The 16,809-nt window shown below is 40.0% G+C and carries 17 protein-coding genes and 1 tRNA gene; 2 read left to right on the forward strand and 16 right to left on the reverse strand.

The genetic code is table 11. From position 1 onward, the window contains the following. Window positions 1-2 precede the first annotated feature (2 nt). From GR929_RS13230 to GR929_RS13265, 8 genes are all read right to left on the reverse strand, one after another. Entirely contained in the window at window positions 3-2,015 is a 2,013-nt protein-coding gene (locus tag GR929_RS13230; protein ID WP_159520549.1) for a methyl-accepting chemotaxis protein, read from the reverse strand. Window positions 2,016-2,026: 11 nt separating this feature from the next. Next, entirely contained in the window at window positions 2,027-2,512 is a 486-nt protein-coding gene (locus GR929_RS13235; RefSeq protein WP_159520551.1) for a chemotaxis protein CheW, read from the reverse strand. Then, entirely contained in the window at window positions 2,512-4,587 is a 2,076-nt protein-coding gene (locus GR929_RS13240; protein WP_159520553.1) for a chemotaxis protein CheA, read from the reverse strand. The genes GR929_RS13235 and GR929_RS13240 overlap by 1 nt, the downstream gene beginning before the upstream one ends. Next, entirely contained in the window at window positions 4,587-4,964 is a 378-nt protein-coding gene (locus GR929_RS13245) for a response regulator (protein ID WP_159520555.1), read from the reverse strand. Before GR929_RS13245 ends, GR929_RS13240 begins: the two co-directional genes overlap by 1 nt. A gap of 1 nt (window position 4,965) precedes the next feature. Continuing rightward, complete coding sequence (locus GR929_RS13250; RefSeq protein ID WP_159520557.1) at window positions 4,966-5,274, reverse strand: STAS domain-containing protein; 309 nt, start codon at window positions 5,272-5,274, stop codon at window positions 4,966-4,968. A 56-nt stretch (window positions 5,275-5,330) separates the two neighbouring features. Beyond that, complete coding sequence (locus GR929_RS13255; protein WP_159520559.1) at window positions 5,331-5,516, reverse strand: hypothetical protein; 186 nt, start codon at window positions 5,514-5,516, stop codon at window positions 5,331-5,333. A gap of 3 nt (window positions 5,517-5,519) precedes the next feature. Further along, window positions 5,520-5,861: a hypothetical protein gene (locus GR929_RS13260; RefSeq protein WP_159520561.1), complete on the reverse strand. Its 342-nt coding sequence runs from the start codon at window positions 5,859-5,861 to the stop codon at window positions 5,520-5,522. 481 nt (window positions 5,862-6,342) lie between these two features. Further along, window positions 6,343-6,939: a thioredoxin family protein gene (locus GR929_RS13265; protein WP_159520563.1), complete on the reverse strand. Its 597-nt coding sequence runs from the start codon at window positions 6,937-6,939 to the stop codon at window positions 6,343-6,345. 77 nt (window positions 6,940-7,016) lie between these two features. On the opposite strand from GR929_RS13265, the gene pdxH reads away from it, so the two are divergent. Next, window positions 7,017-7,649 (forward strand): pyridoxamine 5'-phosphate oxidase, encoded by a 633-nt coding sequence (pdxH, locus tag GR929_RS13270; RefSeq protein ID WP_159520565.1) that lies wholly within the window; start codon window positions 7,017-7,019, stop codon window positions 7,647-7,649. Window positions 7,650-7,688: 39 nt separating this feature from the next. Then, entirely contained in the window at window positions 7,689-8,582 is an 894-nt protein-coding gene (locus tag GR929_RS13275) for a DUF72 domain-containing protein (RefSeq protein WP_159520567.1), read from the forward strand. A gap of 37 nt (window positions 8,583-8,619) precedes the next feature. On the opposite strand, the gene GR929_RS13280 is transcribed toward GR929_RS13275, so the two are convergent. The 8 genes from GR929_RS13280 to GR929_RS13315 form a co-directional block, all read right to left on the reverse strand. Continuing rightward, window positions 8,620-10,296 carry a ribulokinase gene (locus tag GR929_RS13280; protein WP_159520569.1) on the reverse strand — a complete coding sequence of 559 codons (1,677 nt, stop codon included), beginning with the start codon at window positions 10,294-10,296 and terminating at the stop codon, window positions 8,620-8,622. Between the two features lie 25 nt (window positions 10,297-10,321). Further along, complete coding sequence (araD, locus tag GR929_RS13285) at window positions 10,322-11,008, reverse strand: L-ribulose-5-phosphate 4-epimerase (protein WP_159520571.1); 687 nt, start codon at window positions 11,006-11,008, stop codon at window positions 10,322-10,324. A 10-nt stretch (window positions 11,009-11,018) separates the two neighbouring features. Further along, the gene (locus GR929_RS13290) at window positions 11,019-12,749 is read right to left on the reverse strand and encodes a sodium:solute symporter (protein WP_159520573.1); all 1,731 of its coding nucleotides are present in this window, start codon (window positions 12,747-12,749) and stop codon (window positions 11,019-11,021) included. 43 nt (window positions 12,750-12,792) lie between these two features. After that, a complete protein-coding gene (gene araA / locus GR929_RS13295; protein ID WP_159520575.1) occupies window positions 12,793-14,283 on the reverse strand; it encodes an L-arabinose isomerase in 1,491 nt (496 codons plus the stop codon). Window positions 14,284-14,305: 22 nt separating this feature from the next. Then, entirely contained in the window at window positions 14,306-15,013 is a 708-nt protein-coding gene (locus GR929_RS13300) for an NUDIX hydrolase (protein WP_159520577.1), read from the reverse strand. Window positions 15,014-15,633: 620 nt separating this feature from the next. Continuing rightward, a tRNA-Leu gene (locus GR929_RS13305) sits at window positions 15,634-15,719 on the reverse strand. A gap of 243 nt (window positions 15,720-15,962) precedes the next feature. Further along, a complete protein-coding gene (locus tag GR929_RS13310) occupies window positions 15,963-16,109 on the reverse strand; it encodes a hypothetical protein (RefSeq protein ID WP_159520579.1) in 147 nt (48 codons plus the stop codon). 217 nt (window positions 16,110-16,326) lie between these two features. After that, window positions 16,327-16,806 (reverse strand): hemerythrin domain-containing protein, encoded by a 480-nt coding sequence (locus tag GR929_RS13315; protein WP_159520581.1) that lies wholly within the window; start codon window positions 16,804-16,806, stop codon window positions 16,327-16,329. Window positions 16,807-16,809: the final 3 nt, after the last annotated feature.

The raw sequence follows: 16,809 nt of genomic DNA on the forward strand, positions 1-16,809 counted from the left end.
CTCTAAAATCTTTCAAACTCATCATCTTCTTCATCACCTAAATCCAAGAGAAACCCTTTGTTATCTTTTTTATGCTTTTCGTCTGCAGCTTTCAATTCCGGAGTATTTGTCCGCCCTTTATTCTTTCTTCCGCCATTCTCGTCAATTACAACTTTGAAAAAAGATACTATTTCCTGCAGATTTTCAGCCTGACTCGACATTTCCACCGCATTGGTTGCTAATTGCTCCGACGCTGCTGCATTTTGTTGAGTTACCTGATTCAACTGTTGAACAGCCGAATTAATTTGATCTGCACCTCCACTTTGCTGAACACTTGCAACCGCAATTTCCTGAATCAGTTTTGATGTTTTATTAACTTCAGGAACAATATGGGCCATGAGTTGTCCAACTTCACCTGCATAAAAAACCCCTGATTTTGTAAGAACATTAATTTCCTGTGCAGCTATTTTACTGCGCTCGGCTAATTTCCCAACTTCAGCAGCAACAACTCCAAAGCCACGCCCGTGCTCTCCTGCCCTCGCAGCTTCAACAGATGCATTTAAGGCCAAGATATTTGTTTGGAAAGCAATATCTCCAATGATAGATATTTTATCTGCAATCTCCTGGATTGCCAACACCGTTTTATCTACCTTTTCTTTGCTATCCACAATATGCGATTCGACTGTAGATGAGATAGTCGCAGTGTCTTTCGCATTTTGGGTATTTTGCTGAATATTAGCTGCCATTTCCTGTACCGAAGAAGAAATTTCTTCAGCCGAAGAAGCTTGTTCGGATGATCCTTGTGACACATGCTGCGAGGTAGAGCTCAACTCCATACTCGCTGACGCCATATTGTCAGCAGCCATGGTAACACCTGTAATAATATCCCTGATTTGCGATCCCATTGTCTTCAGATTTTCCAGCAATTCTCCAATTTCATCAGACTGATTCACGTCCAGATCATTAGTAAAATCACCACTTGCCATTTGTTTCGCAAACTCAATTCCTCTATAAATTGGTTTTGAAATCAACCGAGCCATAACAATCGCCAATAGAATTGCAACAACAATTGCAACAAGCAACATTATAACATTGAATGTCATCGACTTATCTATAATTTCCGACAAATTCTCAGAAGTTCGTGTTGAATCTTCGACACCAGTTTCGGTCAAACGTTCTGAATTATCAACCAATTGTTTTGAAAGCTGCTGATGTTCATTTGAATATTTTTGGAGAAGATCAATTTTCTCTTGCAATGAATTTAAAGAAGTATGGTAGGCAATCAACTCTTTCTCAATTTCAGCTATTAATTGTTTCTCCTTTGCTTGTTGTGTCATGTTTTTCAGGGCTTCAAGTTCTACGAATAAGTTCTCGAACTTTTCCACCATCTTCTGAAAAGAATCCCCATCCAACGAATTGCTTGCGTTGGAGATATCTTCATGAACCAGCGTTAAACCCAACATTCCGTCACTCATTCTTTTCAATTTTTCCTGCCGGGAACTACTAACTGCACTCCGCCTAATCTCCGCATTTAACAGTTCGTTCTGCCATTCCAAATATTCCTTCCCCAGCTTTTTAATTTGATCATGATTCTTTCCCATTCTTGAAATCAAGATGGTGATATCCTGGTTGTTTTTAAAAGCCATCAGCATTGTCTGCTCATATTTAGGAATTAACATGCGAGCGACACTGAGTTTTTCTTCTAGTCGTACAAGGTGCTTTGATTGGCTCAACAGTTGTTCTCCACCAACAAGGGTTTGCTTCAGATGCTCGAGTTCTGCTTTTGCTTTTCTGTAATTCTCTGACATTCCTGTCAACAAATAGCTCTCCATATAAAAAGCTACCTGCTGTGTTTCCGTACTAATGTTGGTAGCCAATTGTAGTTCGGGAATCAATTCTTCGGTTAATGCGGCTACATCATTCTCGAAACTCCACATCGTATACAAGCTGTTTGCGCTGAGCAACAAACCAACAAAAAAAAGCACACCGAAAGCCCAATACAACTTCGTTCTTATTTTTAAATCAATAAAGCGCATAAAATTATAGTTTAAGGTTGATTAGGATTAACTAGTGTTATCTCGTCAGTGGAAAAAATATCATCCACATTGAGTATTATAATAAATTCGCCATCTACATTGGCAATCGAGTGGATCAATTCATTTTTGAATTTGCCTCCAATCTCAGGGGGTTCCTTAATCTGCTCGTCTGCTATTTGCAAAACTGCACGAACTTCGTCAACAATGAGCCCAAATTTCGCAGTTACATCTTGATTTGAAATCATTAAAACGATAATGCAAGTACTTTTACCGTATGGTTTTTCTTCTAAATTAAATTTTACTCTGCTATCGATTACCGGTAATACATCTCCAAACAGATTGATTACGCCTTTATAATAGTCCGGCATATGCGGAACTTTTGTAATCGTTGTCATTTCGAGTATTTGCTTAACATACCCAATATTAACAACAAACTTTTCATTGCCTAATCGGAAACTCAGGTATGAGTCAAGTCCTGATATTATTTCATTTTCCATTATGCTGAGAATTTTTGAATCGTTTTATTTACGTCAATAACAAGTGTCACCCGTCCATCTCCCATTATACTTGCCCCTAGAAAAAGTTCATGATGACCAATCATTTGATCCAAGGGTTTCACAACAGCCTGATGCTCTCGGAATACCTCATTCACAACCAAGCCAAATAATTTATGATCGTATCGAACAACAATCATGTATTGCTGCTTTTGCTCTTTCGGAGTTGTACTAAACTCCATTGGCAGATCTAAGTATGGAATTTCCTGATCCTCGAAAACAACAACCTGGCGGAGTGCATTTTTTTTCTGATCGGCAGTCAGTGCATATATTTTTTCAATGCTACCCGTCGGAATAATATATAAATCGTCATTTACCTGAGTCAATAAACCATCAATAATTGAAATAGAAAGAGGTAGGCGAATGGTGAATTTTGTTCCTTCTCCAATCGTTGTATCAACTTCAACATCTCCTCTCAAGTCAGTAATCCGTTTACGAACAATGTCCATTCCCACTCCGCGCCCCGAAATATCAGAAAGAGTCTCAGATGTCGAAAATCCCGGTTTGAAAATCACAGCAATAAGCTCCGAATCAGAAATTGAATCGTCCGCATTGAAGAATCCTTTTTGAATAGCTTTCTCCTTGATACGTGACAAATCTATTCCGGCGCCATCGTCAGCAATTTCAATTTCTACAAACGTTCCAACAACGCAAGCTTTTATTGAAATTGTTCCTTCCTCAACCTTCCCATTCTCAAGCCGTTGTTCAATTGGTTCAATTCCATGATCGATTGAGTTCCGTATAATATGTAACAGGGGTTCGCCGAGCTGTTCGATAATTGTCTTATCCACTTCTGTTTCCAGTCCTTCGGTAACCAGGTTTACTTTTTTATTCAAGTCGGCTGACAAATCACGCACCAAGCGCCTGAAACGCGTAGCCATATTCGTTAACGGAATAAGGCTCATGTCAAAAGCATTGTCGCGAAGCTGACGAATTAATTTGGCAAAATGCTCCGAAACGGGCTCAAATTCTTTTTGGGTTTCAGCGATCAAGTCCAAATGCGATTGAGCAGTAATTAGCTCACTGACCAAATTCATATACTCATCAATTTTGGCGGAACTCACACGAATGGTATCCAGGCGAACGCCGGAGACCAGCTGATTTCGCTTCTCTTCGTTTGCTTTTGTAACCGGCTCTTCCGTTGCTTTTTCCTTGACAGGTTCAGAAACCTGTATTTGATTTTCAATTGGCTCTGAGTTTTCCGCCTGATCAGCATCCTCGCCAATTAAGCTTTCAACCTCATCGACAGAAATGGAGAAACACCTGGCAATTTTTTCCTGATTCTCTAAAACATTACCGTGTTGCAATTCAACTATTTCAATACGAGAATCATCCTGCACAAACAAAAACACATCCTGAATAGTGTCTAAATCTTCTTGTGTGTAGACGACAACCTTCCAGCTTGCAAAACACTTTTGTGGGTTAAATTCCTCTATATCAGGAAGCGAGGCAAAAGAAACTTCAATTTTACTTTCTCCGAGCGTGCTCAACTCATCAATCAGGTAAAGAGGGTTTGTTCCATTTTCGAGAATTGACTCGTTAGGCTGGAAAAATACAAAAAAGCTCCTGCCATTTTCAGTCTCCTGTTCGTTGTTTTCAACTACTTCATTTTTAGAAGAAGATGATGACGTTGTCGAAGATGATGGTGAATTCTCCAACAGCGATGCAACATCACGTTTCAACTCCACAACCAATTGCCTCTCCTCGTTACCTGCATTAAGCACTAATAACTTTTTTAGCTGATCGACAGCTCCAAGAGTGAAACTGATAATCTTTGCATTGAGTTGAATTTCCTGAGAACGAACCTGCTCATAAAGAGATTCCAAATCATGGGTAACTTCACTCAGCAAATCAAAACCAAACATCGCCCCACTTCCTTTTAAAGAATGCATGACGCGAAAGATCTCATCAATTCGCTGGGTGTCAGAGAAGTCGTTTTCGAGGTAGAGCAGAGCAGACTCCAGACTTTCAAAATATTCGTTCGCTTCGTCAATAAAGCGTTTCTGAAATTTTTCCATCAGCGCATAATTCGATGAATTGTTTGGAGTAATTTATCCACTTTAAAGGGTTTTACAACCCAACCGGTGGCCCCGGCCCTCTTTGTTTCAAGAATAAGATCTTTTCGATTTTCGGTGGTGAGCACCAAAATAGGGACATACTGATAACGTTCATCTGAGCGAACATGTTTAATCAATTCCAGTCCATTCATGTTAGGCATGTGATAATCTGTCAATAACAAATCAACTTTACGCCCATCAAATAGAGCCGAAGCAAGTTTGCCATCTTCGGCACCGTATACCTCAAAACCATGCTCTTCCAACCCAAAAGCAACCGCTTCACGAATACTTTTTGAGTCCTCTGCAAGCACAATTACTTTTTTACGCTTTTCTTCCATATTAGGTATATTTCTCAAAGCCAGTATGCTCTAACAACAAGCGAGTTTCATCATCCATGTTCCATTCAACATTTAGTTCAATCTCCCTTTTTTCGAGATATGCAGCAATCCCCTCGAGCAATTGCAAGAAACTCAAATCAAATGAAGTTACACCAGAAATACGAATGCTTAATTTTTTGCGATTCCATTCGGATAAAACAGCATCAACTTGCTCCTTTATTCGCCGAATATCTTCAAATATCAAATCACCGGAAAAGTTTATGACACCACCTTCGCCCCCTTCAACCATATCTACTTTTACTTCGTGCATACGAAAAATGAAAATATAAATAAATTCAACCAAAAGCAATTACCATACTATCACGGTCACTCTTCCAGCGCCTTTTTTATTAAATCCGTCAATAGACGCTTGTCTTTTCGAACAACGGTAAGCAGCATATCCAGGGCTGATGTTTTATTCAACCCCAAGCGTTTGCTGGTATCTTCTATGAAGTTCACATTTCCTTCAGATAACCGGAAACCTGTTAATATCTTTTTCTGATCTTTTGACATATTTTAAAACAATCGTGCCCGATAGCGCTTATTTCCGACGGCCCTTCCTGTATTTTTATCAAACACTGCTGACCTATTCTTATGTTTTGCTTTGGCAATAAAAGCATATTCTGACACATGCGTCACCTGGCACTCTGTGCCATTAACATACACTGTATCCTGAACTTTAATCGCTGAAAAATCAGTCCCATGTGCATTGAAGTACCTTTTCATCGATCGGTATTCCTCGTTTAAACCTTGCATAAGCTCAACACTACCACCTTTATCAGGATGACACACATGGGCCAATCGCTTAAATTCTTTAATCAACTCCTGTTCTGATTTGACTTTTGAAAGAAATTCCATACCTCTTAAAATTGTTACACAATGTAGTACATTGTATAACAAAATTAATAAAACTATTTTTAAAAGCCACAATTCTATTGATTAAATATATTGCGTCGCTGTTTTTTTACGATCTCAACAATAGACTTTAGGTCAACACACTACAATAGACAGGGTAATCTTTGTGGTGTTACAACAAGTCGAAAGACACTAATCCACTTACATTAACTAAAAAAAATGGGAGGGAATTATCTAGTCCTGCTGTATTTAGAGAATGTTTGCGACAATAGGATTCACAATATTGCAGAAGGAGCTGTAAGCTCGAATTGATGGGAAGGGCTGCGATGCGAAATGGAAGAAGGATTTTTTACTGTAACCGTAAGCTACAACGAACTGACTAATTGGAACTACATGGACCACGCCAAGAAACCCCTACAGAAAAAAAAATAGTTAAATAGTAAAGCCGATGTGGAAGGCATCGGCTTTACTATTTTTAACGTTTTTATTTTCGTTTAATACTGCAACCAACAGGTTTGGTTTCGGCTTGGGTAATTTCCTCACCTGAAGCCAGTTGCTCGATAGCTGATTTCAAGTAAGCTTTATCTACTCCCGAGGCATCGTCGTAATTGTCATCAATTGCCCCCTTATAAACCAACTCAAAATCTTCATTAAAAAGAAAAACATGAGGAGTAGTCTGTCCACCGTATGCATTAGCCAATAAACTATTTTCATCGACTAAGTACGGGAAATTATAAGACTGAGCCTTCGCGTGCTTTTGCATCGCTTCGTACGAATCGACACCGTCGAAATTACGATAGTTTGAATTCACTACCACCATCCCGACCTCATGTTCATCGGCCCACTTCTTTAACCCATTGTAACGCCCTTCCCATTTTTTAACAAAAGGACAAGTATTACAGGAAAATATAAGCACTAAGCCATTTTGATCGACAGCATCATCCAACGACATTTTATCGCCCGACACACCTAACATTTTGACAGAAGTATGCTCAGCTTTATCGCCAACAGACAATTGATTCTCTCCGGCAAAAGCAATAAATCCTAAGAAAACAAAAATAAATGATAATAAGATTTTCATATCTTTTTAATATTGATTACTATTAAATAACAAAACCTTTTTCAATCTTGTTTGTAAATAATCTTAAACAATTGTAAATGCTACGAGATATACGAAACAATTATCAGAAATACACGCTGGAAGAGAGCACCATTCCTGAAACCCCTATTCATTTATTTAAATTATGGCTGGACGAGGCTATTCATAACAAAGTAAATGAACCTACAGCAATGGTTTTGGCAACCACTGTCAACGATGAACCAGATACCCGAATTGTACTTTTGAAAGAGGTTTCCAATGACCAGTTCCTATTCTACACAAACTACAAGAGCACTAAAGCGAAACAAATTGCTGAGAACAATCATGTTGCTATAAATTTCTTTTGGGCAGAGCTTGAACGACAAGTGCGCATAAAAGGCATCATATCAAAAACTGACGACAACCTTTCTGAAGACTATTTCAACAGTAGACCAAGAGACAGCCAGCTTGGTGCCTGGACTTCGGCGCAAAGCGAAATAATAAAAAGCAGAGACGAACTCGAACAGAAATTCAGAGATACGACAGCTCAATTTGAAGGACTTTCAATTCCGAAACCACCAAACTGGGGAGGCTATCAGGTGAACCCAACAGAAATAGAATTTTGGCAAGGTCGCCCCGGCAGACTTCACGACCGAATTCGTTATTATAAGATCGATTCAAACCAATGGGAATACAAGCGGTTATCGCCTTAATTCTCTCGTTTTATTTAATTCCTTACCAACAGATAATTTATGAAATTTGGAAAAGTTGATCATCCGGATCAAGTTGATTTTGCCCTACCGAAGGATCATCCGGAAACAAAAAGAGTGCTTTCAAAAAGCAAAGCAGGCCAACCGCTAAATATCTATGTGGGTTGCGCTAAATGGAATAGGCAGGATTTAAAGAATTTTTATCCTCGCGGCACAAAAGACGAGCTGGCCTACTACTCCACTCAGTTTAATTCCATTGAGCTAAATGCGACTTTTTACCGCATGTTTGGAGCAGAGCAAATCATCAGCTGGAAAGAAAAAACTCCGGATGACTTTAAGTTCTTTCCGAAAGTCACGCAGTCGATCAGTCACATGCGGCGACTAAACAATGTAGAGCAACTAACTGAGGAATACTGCGACAATATGGTCAACTTTGAAGAAAAGCTGGGGATGGCATTTCTTCAACTTCATAATAATTTTGGATATAAAAACGTTGATCGCCTGAAGACATTCTTTGAAAATTTTTCAAAAGCAATCCCCTTAGCCTGCGAAGTTCGGCATCAGGAGTGGTTCAGCAACGAGCAAATTGCAAAAGACTATTTTCAACTGCTCGAAGAAAACGAAATAACCAACATTTTAGTAGATACGGCTGGTCGCAGAGATTTACTGCATATGCGACTAACCACCCCAACTGCTTTTGTTCGATATGTTGGTTCGAATCATCCGACAAGCGATTTCTCACGATTGGATGACTGGGTAGACCGAATTGAGAAATGGGTGAAACAAGGCCTGCAAAACATCTATTTTTTTGTGCATCAGAATCTCGAGAAAGAATCGCCCACCCTTTCTGCTCACTTCATTAAACAACTAAACGAACGACTGGACACTGATTTAAGACTCCCCGATATTGCAAAAACAAACGGGAGCCTGCCGTAACAAACTCCCGTAATATCTAATCTGAATTGATTGATTCTTATTTTGTCAGATCCTTCTCGATGAAACCACCCAAAGCAACGTAATCTTCATACAGCTTTTGGTATTTTTCAACGTTTTCAGGAATTGGATGATATTCCATTTCGAAGCCGCCACCCATCTTTTTCTGAGCCTCGTTGGTTGTTGCATAAACACCTGCTGCCACCGCTGCTGCCATTGCAGTACCTAGCGCACAAGCTTGCTCCGAGCGAGCAACCTTAATTGGCATATTCAGCACATCGGCAACAATTTGCATCACCAATTTCGATTTTTTAGCAACGCCGCCCAGTGCAATCACACCGTCAATACGTATACCTTCATTTAGAAAACGATCTACTATGGCTTTTGAACCAAAAGCAGTAGCCTCAACCAAAGCACGGAAAATTCGCGGTGCATCAGTTCCTAAACTTAAGCCGGCAATAGCCCCCTTCAGGTTTTGATTGGCATCCGGAGTACGTCGTCCATTCATCCAATCGATAGCCAGTACACTACTTTCACCAATGGCCAATTTTTCAGCTTCAACAGTTAATTCTGCAATCATTTTATCCGAAAGCTCTTCAATCAACGCCTGACGCTGCTCTTCGCTTACTAAATCGGTTTTCGAAAGAATTTGCGCTGCCGGCCACATCAACACCCGTTTAAACCACGCATAAATATCGCCAAAAGCAGATTGTCCAGCTTCCATTCCCAGCATCCCCGGCATGATTGAACCATCAACCTGACCGCAAATACCTGAAACCAACTTATCGCCAACCTCTTCCATTGGAGCAACCAACATATCACAAGTTGAAGTTCCCATCACTTTACTCAAGTGATAAGGTTCAATTTCGGCACCAATAGCTCCCATGTGAGCATCGAAAGCACCAACGCCGATTACCACATCTGTTGAAAGGCCTAGTTTCTCGGCCCATTCGCTTGACAAGTTACCAACTGCCACATCGCAAGTAAATGTTTCTTTGTACAGCCGATCGCGCAAACCACCCAACATTGGATCCAGAGCCGTTAAAAACTCATCAGAAGGAAGTCCGCCAAAAGCCTCGTGCCACATTGCTTTATGTCCGGCAGCACAACGACTCCTCTTGAGTGTTTTTGGGCGAGTATTCCCAACCAAAACAGCAGGAATCCAGTCGCAATGTTCCACCCACGAATTTGCTGCCCGATAAACAGCAGCGTCATCACGAGAAACTTTCAACAACTTGGCCCAAAACCATTCTGATGAATAAATTCCACCTTCGTATTTTGTAAAATCAATTTCCCATTTGCGAGCCAAGTCGTTAATTTCGTCGGCTTCTTTCACAGCAGTATGGTCTTTCCAAAGTACGAACATCGCATTCGGATTTTCCTCATATCCCGGAGTCAACGACAAAGGCGTTCCTTTTTCATCAACGGCAACCGGAGTTGAACCAGTTGTATCAACTGAAATACCAACTACATTTTCAGCCACTCCGGCCGGAGCTTCTTTTAAAGCTTCAACAATCGTGTATTCCAATCCTTCCAAATAATCCAAAGGATGTTGGCGAAATTGGTTTCTTGCCGGATCGCAGTACATTCCTTTTTTCCAACGTGGATATTCGAATACCACACTGGCTATTTCTTCGCCCGTGTCGACATTTACAATCAGTGAACGAACGGAGTCTGATCCGTAATCGAGCCCAATTGTATATTTTGTTTGAGTCATTTTAATTTGATTTTTTTTTGTTTTACTACTTCTGACCGTAATAAGCGTCTTTACCATGCTTGCGCAAAAAGTGCTTGTCTAATAAAGTCTGTGACATTTCAGTTTCAGCATTTAACTGAAATGAGCGGAATGTCATTTTCGCAACTTCCTCTAAAACCACGGCATTATGCACCGCATTATGTGCATCAGTTCCCCAATTAAACGGGGCATGATTGTTTACCAAAACCCCGGGCATAAAATCAGGATTCAGATCTTTGAAACATTCTACAATTACGTTTCCTGTTTCCAGTTCATAATCAGTTTCAATTTCAGCATCCGTCATTTTACGGGTGCATGGTATTTCGCCATAAAAATAATCGGCATGCGTTGTTCCGACAGCAGGAATCGACTTCCCAGCTTGTGCCCAGCTGGTAGCCCACTCGGAATGAGTATGAACAACCCCTCCAATATTTTTGAAGTTGCGGTATAAAACTAAATGAGTTGCAGTATCCGAAGATGGTTTGTATTGTCCTTCAACAATATTTCCATCCAAGTCGAGCACCACCATATCAGCAGGTTTCATACCGTCATACGAAACACCGCTGGGTTTGATTACAACTAATCCTTTTTCTCGGTCAATGCCACTCACATTCCCCCAGGTGAATACAACTAAACCGTATTCCACGAGGTCGAGATTGGCTTGACAAACCTGTTCTTTTAATTCTTCTAACATTTCTAATTTTTTACCAGAAATAAATATAAAACACAACAGTTAATCCAATAATAATTGCGGAGTGGATAACATCCCAATGATTCCAACTCTTTCGAGTTGCAGCTTTATCTTCTTCAGACGCTGATGAGAATGTCAGTCCATTGAGCTGCTCGGCAGATGCCGCTTTTGTAAATTTACTTACAACCAGAACAACTGCCATACTGAACACAAGCATACCTCCACTAAAGAACAACCAGTTTACATCATAAAACAAAGTGTAAAAGAAATTATTTACTCCTGTTTCAGTGGCCCAAAGTTTTACATCTTCATAGCCGGCACTTCCTGCCATACTTGTATACATCACTTTCGCCCCAAGACGCAATACACCAATAATAAATCCGGAAATCATTCCCCACATACCTCCTTTTGGTGTTGGCTTAGATGACACAACTCCCAACAAAAATGCCGCTGCAATACCCGGAGCTAAAACGGATTGAACATCTTGAAGATACGTATACAATACATCTCCAATGTTACGCATAATAGGAATCCAGAGAATACCTAAAATAACAATTACAACAGTTGCAATACGCCCTACTTGAAGCAATCTATTTTCACTTGTATTGGGTCGGTATTTCTTATAAAAGTCAATTGTAAACAACATGGCCGACGAGTTAAACAATGAAGCCAGAGAGCTCATCAAAGCAGCCAAAATACCACAAACAACAAGACCTTTAACGCCTGCAGGTAATAGCTTTGCAACTAAGGTTGGGAATGCTGCATCGGCATTTGGCATGCCATTTTCCAGCAATGGTAAAAATCCACCTTGTCCCAGATATTTTTGATGCAAGGCAAAAGCAATCATCCCCGGAATCATGAACAAGAATACCGGAGTAAGCTTCAGGTAAGCACCAAAAATGGTCCCCCGGCGTGCTTCCCTTTCATTTTTACCCGAAAGCACACGTTGTACAATAAACTGATCGGTACACCAGTACCAAAAACCAATAACCGCAGAGCCGATAAATACACCAAGCCATGGGAAGTCCGAGTCTCGATTACTGCGTATCAAATTAACCATACTATCACCATGTTCATTCACAGGAACAGCACTTGTAATGCGCATCATTTCATCCCATCCCCCCAGCTCTTTCAAGCCGAGTACAACAATAATAATTGAACCTAACAGCAAAATAGGAGTTTGCAGAACCGAGGTATACAACACTGATTTCATTCCACCAATTACCGTATAAACAGCTGTTAGCAATACCAAACCAACTGCAGAAATCCAAAAGAAGTCGATTCCCCACATGGTTTCAATACCAAACACTTGCTGAAAGACCAGCCCTCCGGCATAGACCGTAACAGCAACTTTAGTTAAGACGTAGCTAACCAAGGAAATCAACGACAATATTGTTCTGGACTCTTTATTATAGCGTCGTTCGAGGAACTCAGGCATGGTTGAAACCATACTTCGAGAGTAAAAAGGAACGAATACCCATCCAAGGATAAGAATCATCCATCCTTGAATTTCCCAGTGTGCCATTGCCATACCACTGGAAGCTCCTGCTCCAGCCAATCCAATTAAGTGTTCTGATCCGATATTGGATGCAAAAATGGATGCTCCAATGGCAATCCATGAGGCATCACGACCAGCAAGGAAATAATCTCCTGAGGTTTCTTCCTTTTGCCTAAACACCCACACAATAATACCAATTAGGGCGAGCGCAAAAATTCCGATTACGATCCAGTCAAGTAAACCCATTAGCGATAGTTTTTAGTTTATGTTTATTAGTTTTATTGAATCCTTATAGTCCTTTGGAAAGATGATAATACAAGTCATTCCACTTCAACTCTTTTTTGAATTCTGAAATTTTAGTATCCTCATCAATTACAATCATCTCAAGATCGAGCATATCACCCAGATCTTCCAGAAATTCTTTGTTTAGAGCCATGCTGAAACTTGTATGGTGAGCTCCTCCACCCAGGATCCAGGCAGCAGCGCCGACTTCAAGATTTGGCATTGGCACCCACAACGCACAAGCGACCGGTAATTTCGGAAGGGCTTTTGGTGTCATACATTTTACTGGATTAAGAATTAAACGCATCCGTCCGCCCATATCAACCAAGGTTGCATTTACACCGTCACCTTCGGGTGCATTAAACACCAAACGAGCAGGAGCATCTTTGCCACCAATTCCCAATGGATGTACCTCAATCTTAGGTTTAGCTTCAGCAATCGAAGGACAAATTTCCAACATGTGTGCACTCAATACCGCTGGCTGTACCGGGTCTAAATGGTAAGTATAGTCTTCCATAAACGAACATCCACCTTCCAAACCTTGCGACATCACTTTCATAATACGTACCAAGCCTGATTGTTTCCAATCGCCTTCAGCACCAAACCCATAACCCTGAGCCATCATACGCTGACTTGCCAAGCCCGGAAGTTGTTTCATGCCAGTAAGATCTTCGAAGTTTGTGGTAAAAGCGTTGTAGCCATGCTTATCCAAAAACTTTTTCATTCCAAGCTCAATTTTCGCTTGGTAACGAATATTTTCATTTGATTTATCCTCTAATTGATATTCTGCTGCATACACTTCCATTAAATCATCAACCTCTTTTTCCGAGATGGTGTCCATACTAGCAACTAACTCTCCAACGCCATGTGCATTAACCTGCCATCCGAGAACTCGTTGTGCTTCAACTTTATCACCCTCGGTAACAGCAACATAACGCATATTATCACCAAAACGACAAATTTTCAAGTTTTTAGATTCATTATTACCGACTGCGGCACGCGCCCAAATTCCAACCTTTTGTTGAACGTTTTCATCTTCCCAATAACCAACTACCACTTTACGATTTTTGCGCATGCGCGAGCAAATGAAGCCAAACTCACGGTCGCCATGTGCCGACTGGTTTAGATTCATGAAATCCATATCAATGGTATCCCAAGGAATGTCACGGTTAAACTGAGTATGAAGGTGTAAAAATGGTTTATTTAAAACGCTTAGCCCTTGAATCCACATTTTAGCTGGTGAAAATGTGTGCATCCAAGTGATGATACCGATACAGTTTTCATTTGTGTTAGCCGCCTGGCAGCAATTATAAATTTCTTCGGGAGTTTTAACTACAGGCTTGAACACAACTTTTACTGGTATTGACGGAGACGCATCAAAAGCTTTAGCGATTTTTTCTGAATGACTATCAACTTGCTTGAGAGTTTCTTCGCCGTATAGGTTTTGACTACCTGTAATAAACCAAACTTCGTAGGATTTTAAATCTTTCGTTTTCATCTTGTTAAATAATTTATTTTTGTTAGATTTTTATAATTTGACCAATTTCCTTTGCGTTAATATCTTCTGCCTGATAACAGTAATAATAGGCTCCTTTTTTCGATTCGCTGGAATCCTTTTTGTTTAGTCTTTTCAAAATCCCAAGTGACAAAATCTTCTTTCTGAAATTGCCGGGATCAAATTCCCGTTGAAAAATAGCTTCATATAGCCCTCTTAACTGGGTAAGAGTGAACATTTCGGGCAGCAACTCTGTACCAACAAGTCCATGTCCGGCCTTAAATTGGAGTTTAGAAAGAGCCCTTGCAACCATTTCATTGTGGTCGAAAATTAAGTCCGGCATTTTGGCCAGTGAATACCAGGTAGCACCATGTTCTTTTAAGAGATTTTCGTCGTACCGATCAAGACGGACCAACGCGTAATACGCCAAACTGATCACCCTTGCCGATTTTTCACGATTTGGATCAGCGAAGGCTGCTACTTGTTCCATAAAAATATCATCTAATCCCGTGGTCTTTTTCAATATTCGCTCTGCCGCCTGATCCGACGATTCATCATTCTGAACAAACCCCCCCGGCAATGACCAATTTCCCTTTGACGGCTCAAAACTACGGGGGTATAATAGTAACTTCAACTCGCCGCTGTCATAACCAAAAATCACGCAGTCAACTGCAACATAATGCCTTGGATGCTCTCCATATAATTCTGACAAAAATTCTTTTGATCGTTTCATCTGATTATAATCGTTTGCTTTTTATTAGGGATCATATGAACCTCGCATATAATCATCCTCCGTTATATAAGAACTTTTACATGCTTGTTTCATGTGGTCAAAACTATAAAAAGTATTTTTTACCTTTATTAAATTTCGTTGCTTTTTTCACATAAATGTTCTATAACACATATACTAAAAACGATTGAAAAACAAATTACTTACGAAAAGAATGCATGAGAAGAAAGAGTAAAAACAGCAGTATCCAAATGTGATCCAAGATCGCCCAGCATACAATTTCACACGGAACAACACCCTCGACCCGATAGCACGAAATACGGTTCAATTATACGCCATAAAAGAGGTTTATGCGGAGCTCTTTGCAGAACTCCCACGTTTCAAATCACCCCAAGGAGTCACCAGTCTTTCCAAGCAAAGTTCAATAGATTCCTACGGTACTCAACACACAGGAGTTATAGAACGAGTATGCGTCATTTAAATCAATTATTTTGTACTATCGTAACGTATAACCCGGAAATGTCTCCATCATGATTCCATTTTAGAAGATCTAGCAACATCGGCTAGCTGTAAGTGGCTAGTTATGAAAATAAAAAAAAGGAGCCGATTTCTCAACTCCTTAGTGCCCAGAACAAGACTCGAACTTGCACGACCATAATCGGTCACCAGCCCCTCAAGCTGGCGTGTCTACCAATTTCACCATCTGGGCATTAAAAATGGAACCTGAACAAATTGGAACTTAATCAACCTGGCGTGTTCTGTTTTTAAGCGTTGCAAATATAAAAAAAATGTTATTCTCACCTTTATTTTTAATTGGATTTATTCACTTTAAAACGACATCAAATTTCAATAGCGTTTCGTTATAAGTTGACCATATTCAACCTATTATACGTTGACGCTTCAAGAGACTGCAGATTATTTTTTTCAAACAGCCTGATTTATAGACTCTTTGTCAAATATGTTTATGCTTAATATTTACGAGATTTCGCAAATCAATTGTTTCAGTTTTCTTTTTCTTTTCGCGTTCCCAGAACCTGTGATGTGCGATCACTTTTACAAATTCACCAAGCGAAGCATCAATAAAAATACCTGGCTTCATTTCTTCTTTTTTTGACTGAAGTGAACCCATCAATTTCCATCAGCCAATCGACTCCCCCACCCTACACAGCAATGGCTTTGCAATGTTGATATGCCTCTGTTATAAATTCAACTGCCTTCTACTCTCCCATCAATGTGGAGCAGCTTTTTTTTGCCAGCTAGAATAAAAACCGCATCAAATAAAACTGACGCTACAGTAAGCAGACTTTTATTAACCTTTACTTTTTAGCCTTCGGTTTTTCCAGTTCTTTTACTGGTTTGGTTTCCAATACAGCTGAAAGTCGCTGCTTTTTCAGTTCAATAAATTGAGTTCCCAAATCGGTTAGCTCCTTTTCGCTCAAAGCTTTTTCAGCTTCAGGAAACAAATCCTCTTCCTCTTCTTCCAAATGGTGGTCGAGTATTTCATCAAAAACCTTAAATTTAATCATCCAGCGTTGGTTGTCTTTCGGAAAATCAGCAAGGCCAAGCAGTGCCTGATTTAAAACGACATGCTCTTCCTGCGATTCGAGCGATTCATCTTTTATATCTTTCTTGGAGTGTAATTTACTAAGCAACAGATCTTCCTCCAATTCATGATGAATGTCGAGGTGCTTTTTTAAGAAGATAAATTTGCTTGCATCCTTTTCTATTTCTTTAACCAATTTTCGCATTTCATTGTGATGATCAATCAATGCTTCAGTAATTTTTTTTGCTTTCATATT

The organism is Sunxiuqinia indica (genome assembly GCF_009847015.1).
GTDB classification, from domain to species: domain Bacteria; phylum Bacteroidota; class Bacteroidia; order Bacteroidales; family Prolixibacteraceae; genus Sunxiuqinia; species Sunxiuqinia indica.

Coding starts and splice junctions, on each gene's coding strand:
- GR929_RS13235 (WP_159520551.1), bottom strand. CDS start 2,512: ATGGAAAATGAAATAATATCAGGACTTGACTCATACCTGAGTTTCCGA.
- pdxH (WP_159520565.1), top strand. CDS start 7,017: ATGCTACGAGATATACGAAACAATTATCAGAAATACACGCTGGAAGAG.
- GR929_RS13280 (WP_159520569.1), bottom strand. CDS start 10,296: ATGACTCAAACAAAATATACAATTGGGCTCGATTACGGATCAGACTCC.
- GR929_RS13265 (WP_159520563.1), bottom strand. CDS start 6,939: ATGAAAATCTTATTATCATTTATTTTTGTTTTCTTAGGATTTATTGCT.
- GR929_RS13240 (WP_159520553.1), bottom strand. CDS start 4,587: ATGGAAAAATTTCAGAAACGCTTTATTGACGAAGCGAACGAATATTTT.
- araD (WP_159520571.1), bottom strand. CDS start 11,008: ATGTTAGAAGAATTAAAAGAACAGGTTTGTCAAGCCAATCTCGACCTC.
- GR929_RS13300 (WP_159520577.1), bottom strand. CDS start 15,013: ATGAAACGATCAAAAGAATTTTTGTCAGAATTATATGGAGAGCATCCA.
- araA (WP_159520575.1), bottom strand. CDS start 14,283: ATGAAAACGAAAGATTTAAAATCCTACGAAGTTTGGTTTATTACAGGT.
- GR929_RS13310 (WP_159520579.1), bottom strand. CDS start 16,109: ATGAAGCCAGGTATTTTTATTGATGCTTCGCTTGGTGAATTTGTAAAA.
- GR929_RS13245 (WP_159520555.1), bottom strand. CDS start 4,964: ATGGAAGAAAAGCGTAAAAAAGTAATTGTGCTTGCAGAGGACTCAAAA.
- GR929_RS13315 (WP_159520581.1), bottom strand. CDS start 16,806: ATGAAAGCAAAAAAAATTACTGAAGCATTGATTGATCATCACAATGAA.
- GR929_RS13250 (WP_159520557.1), bottom strand. CDS start 5,274: ATGCACGAAGTAAAAGTAGATATGGTTGAAGGGGGCGAAGGTGGTGTC.
- GR929_RS13260 (WP_159520561.1), bottom strand. CDS start 5,861: ATGGAATTTCTTTCAAAAGTCAAATCAGAACAGGAGTTGATTAAAGAA.
- GR929_RS13275 (WP_159520567.1), top strand. CDS start 7,689: ATGAAATTTGGAAAAGTTGATCATCCGGATCAAGTTGATTTTGCCCTA.
- GR929_RS13290 (WP_159520573.1), bottom strand. CDS start 12,749: ATGGGTTTACTTGACTGGATCGTAATCGGAATTTTTGCGCTCGCCCTA.
- GR929_RS13255 (WP_159520559.1), bottom strand. CDS start 5,516: ATGTCAAAAGATCAGAAAAAGATATTAACAGGTTTCCGGTTATCTGAA.
- GR929_RS13230 (WP_159520549.1), bottom strand. CDS start 2,015: ATGCGCTTTATTGATTTAAAAATAAGAACGAAGTTGTATTGGGCTTTC.